The following is a 12,377-nucleotide window of genomic DNA, read 5'->3' as shown; positions in this document are numbered from 1 at the left end:
TACCCCTTAGCGTTTTGACAATTTTTCTTCGATAGTTGCAATCATTTCATCACGAACTTCCTTGACTGGAATCTCAACGATAACAGATCCAAGGAAACCACGAACAACCAAACGTTCTGCAGTTGCCTTATCCAAGCCACGGCTCATGAGGTAGTACATGTCTTCTGGATCTACCTGACCGATAGAAGCCGCGTGTCCTGCAGTTACGTCATTTTCATCAATCAAAAGAATTGGATTGGCATCTGAACGCGCTTGGTCTGAAAGCATGAGAACACGGCTCTCTTGTTGCGCATCTGCTCCCTTAGCTCCCTTGATAATGTGGCCAATACCATTGAATGTCAAGGTTGCTTTTTCAAGAATAACCCCATGTTGGAGGATATTTCCGATTGAGTTGCAACCATAGTTAGTTACTCGGGTATCAATCCCTTGTACCTGACGGCCACTTGAAAGAGCTACAACTTTAAGGTCGGCATGGCTACCGTTACCAATCAAGTCGCTATCAAAATCCGCAACGACATTCCCTTCGTTCATGACACCAATTGCCCAGTCAATGCTTGCATCGTTACCTAATTTACCACGACGGCTAATGTAGGCAGTGACGTTTTCACCTAGACGGTCGATCGCAGCAAATTTGACTTGAGCTCCAGAACGTGCTATTACTTCTACTGTGATATTAGCAGTTGCTTTGGCACTTCCTTCACCGCGTGACTCTAAACGCTCCAGATAACTAATCTTAGAATTTTTACCAGCGATAATCATAATATGCTTGTTAAACGGCACATCGCTATCGCTGTCTTGATAGAAAATTCCTTCGATTGGTTCTTTAATCTCAACATTATCAGGAATGTAGAGAACGGCACCACTATTGAAATAAGCTGTATGGTAGGCTGCCAACTTATCATCGTCATACTTGACAGATGACATGAAGAATTCCTCAATAAGCTCTGGAATTTCTTCTAAAGCTGAGTGAAAATCTGTAAAGACGACACCCTGTTCAGCCAACTCAACTGGAATTTGCTCAAAAACAGTTTGAGTTCCTACTTGCACCAACTTCAAGTGATTATCTAGTGCAGTGAAATCTGGGACATTTGCTGAGGGCTCACTTTCTGTAATCGTTCCATCACCCAGATTCCAACGGTGGAATTTGACACGCTCAATATCTGGTAATTCCAAAGTATCAATCTTGTCAAAAGCTTTTTGACGGAGATCAGCCAACCAGCTTGGTTCAGCGTGCATTTCTGAAAAAAGTTTAATATTTTCTTTAGTCATTTACTTCTCCTAAAAGACACGAGGGAATTACAATTCTTCCTTGTAGTCGTAGCCAAGTTCTTCAGCTAGTTTTGCGTATCCTTCACGTTCCAAACGCGCAGCCAATTCTGGACCGCCAGAAAGAACAACACGACCTTCCATCATCACGTGTACCACATCTGGTGTGATGTAGTTCAAAAGACGTTGGTAGTGAGTGATAATCATAGCACCAAAGCCTTCACCACGCATGGCATTAACACCTTTAGAAACAACTTTAAGGGCATCAATATCAAGGCCAGAGTCAATCTCATCAAGAAGAGCGAATGTTGGTTCCAACATCAAAAGTTGAAGAATCTCATTACGTTTTTTCTCACCACCAGAGAAACCTTCGTTGAGGTAACGCTCTGCCATTTCTTCTTTCATGTTGAGCAATTCCATCTTCTCGTCTAGTTTAGTGATGAACTCACGAACTGAAGTCTTTTCATCATCTTCTTTACCAGCATTCATGGCTGCACGAAGAAATTCAGCGTTAGTAATTCCAGGAATTTCTGATGGGTATTGCATAGCAAGGAAAAGTCCCATACGCGCACGCTCGTCCACTTCCAACTCAAGGATGTTTACGCCATCAAACAAGACTTCACCTTTGGTTACTTCATAGTTTGGATTTCCCATGATAGCGGCAGAAAGAGTCGATTTACCAGTACCATTTGGTCCCATGATAGCGGCAATTTCGCCTGTTTTCAGGGTCAGGTTAACCCCTTTTAAAATTTCTTTTCCTTCAATCTCAACGTGAAGATCTTTGATCTCTAATACTGACATGATAGTTCCTTTCTTTTTCAAGACCTTTACAGTACTTACTAGAAAAACGTCTGATTTCCCCAGAAATAGAGTAAAAGGTCAATAAATATACTTTTATAGTATAACAAAAAAAAGCCTAAAAGGCTTTGATTTTGTCTGGAAGCTGAGGGCTAGTCTTTTCCTTTTAAATGTTGGTCAATGACATCGACGATTTTGCCCATCACATAACTGACTCGAAAATTTCTGAAGAGCAAAATGGCCCAAAAGGCTGCCATAATATAGCGCCCCGTCATCCAGGCTTCATTGAAAAAATAGGTCTCAGCAGCTGTAAACAGCGCCATAATAATAAATTGTTGTCTATTCATAAACTTATTGTATCATGAAATCTTTCTTTAGTCTTCCTCTACCTTCACTTTATCAGCCAAAAATTCAAATCCTTCTGGAATCAGGTTTTCTTCTGCTTCTTTTTCAGTTTGAGAAGATTTGGCTTTGGCTGAAAAGGCTGCGCGAACTTCTTTCCATTCCTCCATGGAAATGGCTAAAATCTCAGGTGAAAAACCTGCTGCCTGACTGAGGATATTGCCAAACATGGTGTTGAGATTGTCTCGTTTCATGGTTTGACCAGCATTGAAGTTAGACTCAAAAGCAAGAATAGCATGGTGTTCATTGGCCGCAACCGGTTGAGAACCAACTAGCAAAGCCTTATCAGGGCCTCCTAGACTTTCAATCACCTCTCCCCAGGCATTCTGTAAGCGAATCAGATTTTGACGTGCTAAATCAGGATTTTCGACAGCCTCTTGCAAGATAGATTGCACTTTATTGCGATCCACACGATAGACTGTCTGGCCTGCTGCTGGGCGGGTAGGTACTGGACTTGTTGGCTTGGCTACAGTTCCCACATTTGCAAGTTCTTGTTTGAGACGGGCAATTTCCTGTCTCAACGAAGCAATTTCATGTTCAACCGCTCCTGAAAGAGCTGGTTCAGGTTTAATTTCCGTCAAACGAATAGTCATCATCTCAGCATAAATCTTGGGCTGCAAACTAGACTTAATATCTGCTAAACTCACTGTCGCTAAGCGAATCATTTCAAACAGATTTTCTTGAGGAAGTGCCAAATTTTCTACAAAGACTGGACTATGATGAGTGTTTTCTCCACCTGTTTGAACAATTAACAAGTCTCTTAAATAGTGCAAAAGATCGGTCACAAAACGGGTCATGCTCTTACCATTATCAAAAAGAAGATTTAAGCAAGACAAGGCCTTGGTAACATCCTGTTGAGACAAGGCAGCCACATAATCATCCAAGGCTGATAGGCTAATGGTGCCAGTAATTTCTTCAGAGATGGCAGTCGTCAATTCATTTCCCTGTGTCAAACTCAGGGCTTGATCCAAAATAGACAAGGCGTCCCGCATTCCACCTTCAGCCCGTCTGGCAATGATTTCCACAGCCTCTGGTTCAGAACTGATATTTTCTTTTTCTAAGATATAGTGGATATGTTCCTTAATATCCTGTGTCTTAATTGATTTAAACTCAAAACGTTGCACACGAGATAGAATAGTAGCAGGAATCTTGTGCAATTCAGTAGTAGCCAAAATAAAGACTACATTCTGTGTTGGTTCTTCCAGCGTCTTTAGGAGGGCATTAAAAGCCCCTGTAGACAGCATGTGAACCTCGTCTATGATATAAACCTTATAACGGGCAAGACTAGGGGCGTAGGTAGATTTATCACGAATTTCACGAATTTCATCTACCCCATTATTAGAAGCCGCATCCATTTCAATGACATCTTCTAAACTACCATCTGTCACTGCTTGACAAATATAACAGTTATTACAAGGTTCCCCCCCCACTTGATTTGGACAGTTCATAGCTTTGGCAAAAATCTTAGCTACACTGGTTTTTCCCGTTCCACGTGGACCAGAAAAAAGATAGGCATGACTTATTTTCTCTTGCTCCACCGCTTGTTTAAGAGTCTTAGCCACAACTTCTTGACCAACCAACTGGGAGAAATTTTGACTTCTATATTTTCGATAAAGTGCTTGATACATTAGGCTTTCTCCCCAAACATTGTAAAGTCCCATTCTGTCTTTTCAAGCAAAATAGCGACAAATTGTTCCAAATAATCTCGGTCCATAGCATCATAATCATCAATCTCTGAAGAATCCAAATCCAGAACTCCAAGTAATTGACCATTCTTTACCATCGGCACAACAATTTCACTTTTAGCTCGACTATCACAAGAAATATAGTTGGGATAAGTTGTTACATCACCAACCAGAACAGTTTCCTGAAAGTAGGCTGCCTCACCACAAACACCCTTGCCTAGTGCAATACGGATGCAGGAAACACCTCCTTGGAAAGGACCTAAAACCAATTCCTTTCCATCGAACAGATAAAAGCCTGCAAATACGGTATTAGGAAAGCGTGATTTTAGAAGAGCACTGGCATTGGAAAGATTAGCCAAAACATTGGTTTCGCCTTCCAATAAAAAAGAGAGCTCTTCATTTAACATTTGATAACGTGATTGTTTTTCTGATTCTAACATAGAACTATTATATCAAAAAAGGTTTACAGAAAAAAGAAAAATCCCTTGTTTAGTAAACAAAGGATTTTGTGAATTTTCAATTTGATTAAAGTTCGATATCACCGAACAAGTCAGCCATTGAGAATCCTGTTTGTGTTTCTGGAAGTTCGAAATCACGTTTTTCTTGACGTTTTGGACGACGTGGACGAGCAGCACGTTTTTCTTCTTTTTGTCCTTCTTCTTGAGCTGGACGCTCTTCAAGAGCTTTGATAGAAAGTGATACGCGCTCTGCATCTGCATTAACTTCAAGAACTTTAACTTGAACTTCTTGACCAACTTTAAGAGCTTCTTTTGGATTTTCAATACGTTTGTGTGAAATTTGTGATACATGAACAAGTCCATCGATACCTGGCAATACTTCAACAAATGCACCGAAGTCAGTCAAACGTTTAACTGTTCCTTCTACTACATCACCTTTAGCCAATTTTTGCTCAACGCCATCCCATGGTCCAGGTGTTGTTGCTTTAAGTGAAAGTGATACACGTCCTTCTTCTTCGTTAAGATCAAGGATTTTCACTTCAATTTCTTCACCAACAGTTACAACTGATTTTGGTGATACGTTACGTTCATGTGACAATTCAGTCAAGTGAACCAATCCATCAACACCACCAAGGTCGATGAAAGCACCGAAGCTTGTAATACGTGCAACTTTACCAGTTACTACATCACCAACAGCCAATTTACCGAATACTTCAGCGCGAGCTGCTGCTGTAGCTGCTTCAACAACTTCACGACGTGAAAGGATGAAGCGGTTTTCTTTAGCGTCAACTTCTTTGATTTTAGCATCAAATTCTTGACCTACAAAACGCTCAGTGTTACGTACGAAACGAGTATCCAACATTGAAGCTGGGATAAACCCACGAACACCTTCAAATTCTACTGAAAGTCCACCTTTAACGGCACGAGTTCCTTTAACAGTAACAACTTCTTCTTCGCGGCCAACAAGTTTGTCCCATGCTTTGCGAGCTTCAAGGCGTTTTTTAGATACAAGGTATGTAACTGTATCAGTATCTTTACCAACTACTTGACGAAGTACAAGAACATCCAATACTTCTCCTACTTTAACAAAGTCATTGATATCTGCATCGCGATCGTTTGTCAATTCGCGAAGAGTCAAGACACCTTCAACACCAGTTCCAGAGATTGCAACGTTAGCTTGAGTCGCATCAACTGTCAATACTTCAGCACTAACAACATCACCAGTCTCAACTTGGCTAACGCTATTTAGCAAATCTTCAAATTCGTTCATCTAAAAAATCCTCCAACAATCAAGTTTTTCTTAAACTTGACATACTTATAATTTTTTTCCTAAGCACCCGCAAGGACATGTTCATATCATTCACGTCTTTCAATTATAAAAATAAAATACCCTAAGATATTTTGCTTTTTATCTTGATTATTACCTAAGAACTGGGGTAGCTGGATTCGAACCAACGCATGAGGGAGTCAAAGTCCCTTGCCTTACCGCTTGGCTATACCCCATTGATGAAATGGAGAGAGAGGGATTCGAACCCCCGAACCCGAAGGAGCGGATTTACAGTCCGCCGCGTTTAGCCTCTTCGCTATCTCTCCTACAATCAACATGGACTATTATATCATGAAAATTTCAAAAAAACAAGACTTATTTTGCTAAATTATAATTTTCAATCAAAATTTCCACAGCTTTTTCCAATTTTTTATAAAAACTATCGACATTCCCATTCTTTATAATGGCAAATTGTCCATCTAATTCGGCAATTTCTCCGATAACTTTTTTACCGATAGTCAATGTATAACCTTCAAAACTGTCTTTTCCTACATTAACCTTGGCATCTGCTATTTGAATTTCAATTTTTTTATCTTTCTTGCTCATTTCATACCTCTCTTCACTTTTTCTATTTTACAAGAAAATCCAAAAACTAGCAAGAAAAAACTCTATATCATTCCATGTCTGATATAGAGTTTTCTGCTTTACTTAATGTGTTTTTCTAGTTCTTTTTGGTACTTACCGTTTGATTCCAATTTTTCTTTTTGCCATTTTTTCAGTGCTTCTTCGTATTCTTTTGTTGTAACAATATCTTTTTGCAATTTCATTCCTTTAAAGATATATGGGTCACCTTTAATACCAACTTGTGAGTATGGTTTTGAGAATGGCACGACATTACTTACAACTGGTGAACCACCAGATGAGGCTGTCGGCATCAATAATGAACTATCTGTCAACCAAGCTTGAGCCTTGGCATATTTTTCATAACGCTCTTCAAGATTCGTAGTTTCTGAATCCGCATCATCTAATAATTTCTTATACTGATCCAAACCAAGTTTCGCTACGACATCCTTGTCTTTTCCTTTAGTGATACCTAGGTGTTTCATAGCAGAACCTGATTTAGGATCCATGATAGTTAAATAAGATGCTGGGTCTTGATAACTTGGAGCCCATCCTGTACTATTCAAATCATAGTCTTTTTGAGAAGGAACACGCGCTTGAGAAGTGATTGTTTCCTTTTCATTATCTGTCATTTGAAGAACGTCGATGACAACATTTTCAGCACCAAGAGTTGATTCGATAGACTGTTTGAAAGAGTTGCTTTGTTGAACGGCGATGGTATCTGTTTGTTCAACTGGGACATCCAAGTGAATTGGGAATGTTCCCCCTTTAGATTCCAAGTCTTTCTTAGCTTTTTCGAAAGCAGCTTTAGCCTTGTCAGGGTTGTAGATAGAATCCTTACCGTCAACTAGCTCAACACCTTTCCATTGGTCACCGTAGTTCACCAACTCTGCTTGAGCGATTTGACCAAAGTTCTTACCACCTGCTTGCACGAAGTTATCTGGAACTAAACTGTTACGAATAATCTTGTCCGCCCCATCTTCACCATTTAACTGAGCAGCATAAGAATGGCGGTTGAAGGCAAAATTGATAGCTTGACGGAAGTCCTTATTAAGCATCGCTTCTTTTGTAGAAGTCTTTTGCTCCTCACTTGTTTTCGCAGTTTTATTGTATGACTGACGATTTACGTTAAAGGTGAAGTAATAACTACTTGAGTCCTGTGGGCTATAAGTGATTTTATCTCCGTATTGCTCTAAAGTAGAAGCAAAGTTTGAGCTACTTGGGAAGAGACGGGCTGTCGTATAGGCACCAGAAGAGAAACTACGAATCAACGATTCCTGATCAGAACCATCGTAGTAAGTCAATTTAATCTTCTCGATTTTTACCTTTTCTTTATCCCAGTAATTTGGGTTTTTCTCGTATTCAATTAACGATTTAGAAGTCAAGGTCTTCAAGATATAAGGACCATTGTAGAGAATTCCTGCTGGAGTAACTGCTCCATAATCTTTACCTGACGCCTTCAAAAACTCTTCATTTACAGGCAACATCGTTGCTGTGGTGACTTTAGAGTTCCAGAAGCTTTCTGGTTTGTTTAGGGTATATTCAACTGTATAATCGTCCAAGGCCTTAACACCAACTGTAGAGAAATCATTGGTCTCACCAGTCATGTAGGCATCCAAGCCCTTGATTGAATTTTGGATGAGAGAGACACCGTCTGACTTACCGTCAGCTACGTGTTTCAATCCTGTTACAAAGTCATGGGCTGTTACTTCTGCATATTCTTCACCTTCAGAAGTGTACCATTTAACTCCTTTACGTAGTTTGTAGGTATAAGTCAAACCATCTTTTGAGACAGACCAATCTTCAGCCAAGGAAGGAATAACATTTCCGTATTGGTCATTTTCCATCAAACCATCAACCACGTTCCCGATGACATCTGTTGTAGATGTACGAGTCGCTATACTATAGTCCAAAGATGCTGGATCTACTGCATAGACATATGAAAATGTTGTCGGTGCATCTGCTTCTTTATCAGCTTTTCCACAAGCCACTAAAAGAGCTGTTGTACTCAGGACCACTCCTGCTGTTAAGAGCCACTTTTTCGATTTCATCAAAAATCTCCTTTTGTTTATTTTAATCTACTTTTACAATCCAACCTTCTGGCGCTTCAATATCACCAAACTGAATACCTGTCAATTCATCATAGAGTTTGCGAGTCACAGGTCCTACTTCTGTTTCACTATAGAATACATGGAAATCCTCACCGTGCTGAATGCCTCCAATTGGAGAAATAACCGCTGCTGTTCCACAGGCACCTGCCTCTACAAAACGGTCAAGGTTATCAATTGGAACATCTCCTTCAATAGGAGTTAAGCCCAAGCGATGTTCTGCCAAATAAAGCAAAGAGTACTTGGTAATAGATGGCAAGATAGATGGACTCAATGGTGTTACAAATTCATTATCAGCTGTAATTCCAAAGAAGTTAGCTGATCCGACTTCTTCAATCTTTGTATGAGTTGATGGGTCTAGATAGATAACATCTGAGAAATGACGTGACTTAGCCAATTTCCCTGGCAAGAGACTGGCAGCATAGTTCCCACCAACCTTAGCCGCACCAGTACCATTTGGAGCGGCACGGTCGTATTCATCCTGAATCAAGAAGTTGGTTGGGACCAAACCACCCTTAAAGTAATTTCCAACTGGCATGGCAAAGATGGTGAAAATATACTCTTCTGCTGGTTTAACCCCAATAATATCTCCAACACCAATCAAAAGAGGGCGAAGATATAGGGTCCCACCTGTTCCGTATGGTGGTACGTATTCTTCATTCGCACGAACAACTGCCTTACAAGCTTCTACAAACATTTCTGTTGAAACTTGTGGCATCAAGAGACGATCACAAGTACGTTGGAGGCGTTTGGCATTTTCGTCAGGACGGAACAGTTGAACACTGCCATCCTTAGTACGGTAAGCTTTCAAACCTTCAAAGGCTTGTTGACCATAGTGAAGACTTGGAGAAGACTCTGAAATATGCAAGGTTGCATCTTCTGTAAGTTCTCCTTGATTCCATTGTCCATTTTTAAAATGAGCAATATAGCGATAAGGTAATTTCATATAGGAGAAACCAAGGTTTTCCCAATCAATCGTTACTGTCATATTCCACTCCTTATTCTAAAAACCTATTTCTTTTATTCTACACTATTTTTCTAAAATAGCAAGTATATTTTGTAATTTTCAGAAAATTTCTTCAATAAAAAAGAACCAGCTCTTAGAACTGATTCTTCATTTCACTTATTTGGCTTCTGTAAATACTTCTTTAAGATAAGCGTCAAAAACTTCTTCATCAGAAATAGTATCAGAAATAAAGCTTCCGTTGCTAGTGCGTTCTGACAGGTTCAAGTCTTGCAATCGGCTTTCATAGATTGTTCCTTTGTTTGATTGAACAAGCAGAGTTTGGTCGTTCTCTTCCATATCTGTACTGAAGAGATCACCTATAAATCCTTGCTCTGCAACTGCTCCTGCCAAGAAGACACGATGCGGTTTATTTTTTAGCTCACGCAAAACTTGTAACCCACGTTTGGCACGGCTGGTTGCCGGAATTTCGTCAATAGAAACACGTTTCAAACTTCCACGTTGGGTCAAGAGGTAGAAGGATGAGGTATTACAGATAAAGGCAGATTGGAGGACATCATCTTCTTTCAAATTCATAGTCTTGACACCTGCAGCCTTAGCACCGACAACTGGAACCTCTTCGATATTGAAACGCAGGGCATAACCATTTTGGCTAATCAAAAGAACATCATCCAGTTTAATTGGAGCCACTGCTACAATCTGGTCCGTATCATCTTTCAACTTGGCATACTTGACAGACTTAGACTTGTAGGTTCGCCATGGAGAGAATTCTTTGCGTTCTACACGCTTGATTTGACCGAGACGAGTCGCCGCAAAGTAGGTTGTCGCATCATCAAACTGATCCACGACTTCCACATAGAGGATTTCTTCGTTCGTTTCGAAGTTTGTAATGGTCTGGCTCAGATGCTCTCCAATGTCCTTCCAGCGAGTATCTGCCAACTCATGTATTGGTCGATAGATGACATTTCCAAGAGTCGTGAACATCAAAAGATGCTGTGTTGTCTTAGCAGCTTGTACAAAGATCAAACGGTCATCATCACGTTTGCCAATTTCTTCCAGAGTGGATGCCGCAAAGGAACGTGTGCTGGTACGCTTGATGTAACCTGCCTTGGTCACGCTGACATAGGTATCTTCCTCGGCAATCAGACTAGCTGTATCAATCTCGATTACTTTCGCAGTGTCTTCCAAGCTACTCAAACGCGGAGTGGCAAATTTCTTCTTAACCTCACGAAGTTCTTTCTTCATGAGATTGTACATGGTCCGTTCATCACCGATAATCGCCGCAAGCATGGCAATCTTTTCACGAAGTTCTGCTTCTTCTTCCTGCAAGACAACGACATCTGTATTGGTCAAACGGTACAGTTGCAAGGTTACGATAGCCTCAGCCTGTTCTTCCGTAAAATCATAGCTAACTTTGAGATTTTCCTTGGCGTCCGCCTTATTCTCAGAAGCACGGATAAGGGCAATGACTTCATCCAAAATTGAAATCACGCGAATCAAACCTTCGACAATATGGAGACGTTTCTCAGCCTTTTCCTTGTCAAAGCGGGAACGCGCCAAAATCACTTCGCGACGGTGGGCGATGTAGCTAGACAGAATTGGAACAATCCCAACCTGACGAGGGGTGAAATTGTCAATCGCCACCATATTAAAGTTGTAGTTGATTTGTAGGTCGGTGTACTTAAATAGGTAGTTGAGAACAAGCTCCGTATTAGCGTCTTTCTTAAGTTCAATAGCGATACGAAGACCGTCACGGTCAGACTCATCACGAACTTCAGCAATACCAGCTACCTTATTATTGACACGAACATCATCGATTTTCTTAACCAGATTGGCCTTGTTGATTTCATAAGGAATCTCAGTAATAACGATTTGTTCCTTACCACCTTTTAGCTTTTCAACCTCAGTCTTGGAACGAACAACCACGCGCCCCTTACCAGTTTCGTAAGCCTTCTTGATTTCATCACGACCCTGGATAATCCCTCCAGTCGGGAAGTCTGGTCCAGGCAAGAATTCCATGAGTTTATCAACCTTGGCAGTTGGGTGGTCAATCATGTAAACCGCAGCATCAATGACCTCAGCTAAATTATGCGGTGGAATATCTGTCGCATATCCAGCTGAAATCCCAGTCGAACCATTAACCAAAAGGTTTGGAAAGGCTGCTGGTAAAACAGTCGGCTCTTTCTCGGTATCGTCAAAGTTCCAAGCAAAAGGAACGGTCTTTTTCTCGATATCCTGAAGAAGATAACCAGCAATCTCAGACAAGCGAGCCTCGGTATAACGCATAGCCGCAGGTGGATCTCCGTCCATAGAACCGTTATTACCGTGCATTTCGACCAAAATCTCACGATTTTTCCAATCCTGAGACATACGAACCATAGCATCATAGATAGAACTATCACCGTGTGGATGGAAATTCCCCATGATGTTCCCGACAGACTTGGCCGACTTGCGGTAGCTCTTGTCAAAGGTATTGCCATCCTTATTCATCGAATAAAGAATGCGGCGCTGAACCGGCTTCAATCCATCCCGAATGTCTGGCAAAGCCCGGTCTTGAATAATATATTTGGAGTAGCGACCAAAGCGCTCTCCCATAATGTCCTCCAGGGACATATTTTGAATGTTACTCATATAGGATACAGAGCCCGTAAAATATCAAGTGAAAATAGAAAATTCTTGCAGTTAGCGATGCTCACAAGAGAATTTATCTTTTTCACACAGTATCTAGGGCGTGTTCAACTCCTTTCAAAGAATGTAGAGTAGGTTTTTACAGAAAAGGTGTTCAGTTAAGATACAAAGGGACGATTT

At 40.8% G+C, this 12,377-nt stretch carries 10 protein-coding genes and 2 tRNA genes; all 12 read right to left on the bottom strand.

Annotation, left to right across the window (positions count from 1 at the left end):
* Positions 1-6 precede the first annotated feature (6 nt).
* The 12 genes from sufD to parC all read right to left on the bottom strand — a co-directional run bounded on the left by sufD (position 7) and on the right by parC (position 12,200).
* Positions 7-1,269 (bottom strand): Fe-S cluster assembly protein SufD, encoded by a 1,263-nt coding sequence (sufD, locus tag SMI_RS04625; RefSeq protein ID WP_000159648.1) that lies wholly within the window; start codon positions 1,267-1,269, stop codon positions 7-9.
* Positions 1,270-1,296: 27 nt separating this feature from the next.
* Positions 1,297-2,067, bottom strand: coding sequence for a Fe-S cluster assembly ATPase SufC (sufC, locus tag SMI_RS04620; RefSeq protein WP_000114494.1), 771 nt, complete (start codon positions 2,065-2,067; stop codon positions 1,297-1,299).
* 149 nt (positions 2,068-2,216) lie between these two features.
* Positions 2,217-2,411, bottom strand: coding sequence for a DUF3272 domain-containing protein (locus tag SMI_RS04615; protein WP_001081606.1), 195 nt, complete (start codon positions 2,409-2,411; stop codon positions 2,217-2,219).
* Positions 2,412-2,438: 27 nt separating this feature from the next.
* Positions 2,439-4,094, bottom strand: a complete 1,656-nt coding sequence (dnaX, locus tag SMI_RS04610) for a DNA polymerase III subunit gamma/tau (RefSeq protein WP_000283801.1) — start codon at positions 4,092-4,094, stop codon at positions 2,439-2,441.
* Positions 4,094-4,591, bottom strand: a complete 498-nt coding sequence (locus tag SMI_RS04605; protein ID WP_000893978.1) for a GAF domain-containing protein — start codon at positions 4,589-4,591, stop codon at positions 4,094-4,096. Before SMI_RS04605 ends, dnaX begins: the two co-directional genes overlap by 1 nt.
* Before the next feature lie 85 nt (positions 4,592-4,676).
* A complete protein-coding gene (gene rpsA, locus SMI_RS04600; protein ID WP_001001631.1) occupies positions 4,677-5,879 on the bottom strand; it encodes a 30S ribosomal protein S1 in 1,203 nt (400 codons plus the stop codon).
* 161 nt (positions 5,880-6,040) lie between these two features.
* Positions 6,041-6,112 (bottom strand) — tRNA-Gln (locus tag SMI_RS04595).
* A 9-nt stretch (positions 6,113-6,121) separates the two neighbouring features.
* A tRNA-Tyr gene (locus SMI_RS04590) sits at positions 6,122-6,202 on the bottom strand.
* Positions 6,203-6,251: 49 nt separating this feature from the next.
* Positions 6,252-6,482: a DUF2969 domain-containing protein gene (locus SMI_RS04585; RefSeq protein ID WP_000037095.1), complete on the bottom strand. Its 231-nt coding sequence runs from the start codon at positions 6,480-6,482 to the stop codon at positions 6,252-6,254.
* Positions 6,483-6,580: 98 nt separating this feature from the next.
* Positions 6,581-8,548 carry a peptide ABC transporter substrate-binding protein gene (locus SMI_RS04580; protein ID WP_000837407.1) on the bottom strand — a complete coding sequence of 656 codons (1,968 nt, stop codon included), beginning with the start codon at positions 8,546-8,548 and terminating at the stop codon, positions 6,581-6,583.
* 22 nt (positions 8,549-8,570) lie between these two features.
* Positions 8,571-9,593, bottom strand: coding sequence for a branched-chain amino acid aminotransferase (locus SMI_RS04575; protein WP_000219008.1), 1,023 nt, complete (start codon positions 9,591-9,593; stop codon positions 8,571-8,573).
* Between the two features lie 135 nt (positions 9,594-9,728).
* Positions 9,729-12,200, bottom strand: a complete 2,472-nt coding sequence (parC, locus tag SMI_RS04570; protein ID WP_012972502.1) for a DNA topoisomerase IV subunit A — start codon at positions 12,198-12,200, stop codon at positions 9,729-9,731.
* Between the last annotated feature and the right edge of the window lie 177 nt (positions 12,201-12,377).

Origin of the sequence: Streptococcus mitis B6 (genome assembly GCF_000027165.1) — a bacterium.
GTDB classification, from domain to species: domain Bacteria; phylum Bacillota; class Bacilli; order Lactobacillales; family Streptococcaceae; genus Streptococcus; species Streptococcus mitis_AR.
The sequence above is the reverse complement of the archived record's forward strand: the minus strand, read 5'-3'. Positions and strand labels throughout refer to the sequence as shown.

Coding starts and splice junctions, on each gene's coding strand:
- sufD (WP_000159648.1), bottom strand. CDS start 1,269: ATGACTAAAGAAAATATTAAACTTTTTTCAGAAATGCACGCTGAACCA.
- sufC (WP_000114494.1), bottom strand. CDS start 2,067: ATGTCAGTATTAGAGATCAAAGATCTTCACGTTGAGATTGAAGGAAAA.
- SMI_RS04615 (WP_001081606.1), bottom strand. CDS start 2,411: ATGAATAGACAACAATTTATTATTATGGCGCTGTTTACAGCTGCTGAG.
- dnaX (WP_000283801.1), bottom strand. CDS start 4,094: ATGTATCAAGCACTTTATCGAAAATATAGAAGTCAAAATTTCTCCCAG.
- SMI_RS04605 (WP_000893978.1), bottom strand. CDS start 4,591: ATGTTAGAATCAGAAAAACAATCACGTTATCAAATGTTAAATGAAGAG.
- rpsA (WP_001001631.1), bottom strand. CDS start 5,879: ATGAACGAATTTGAAGATTTGCTAAATAGCGTTAGCCAAGTTGAGACT.
- SMI_RS04585 (WP_000037095.1), bottom strand. CDS start 6,482: ATGAGCAAGAAAGATAAAAAAATTGAAATTCAAATAGCAGATGCCAAG.
- SMI_RS04580 (WP_000837407.1), bottom strand. CDS start 8,548: ATGAAATCGAAAAAGTGGCTCTTAACAGCAGGAGTGGTCCTGAGTACA.
- SMI_RS04575 (WP_000219008.1), bottom strand. CDS start 9,593: ATGACAGTAACGATTGATTGGGAAAACCTTGGTTTCTCCTATATGAAA.
- parC (WP_012972502.1), bottom strand. CDS start 12,200: ATGAGTAACATTCAAAATATGTCCCTGGAGGACATTATGGGAGAGCGC.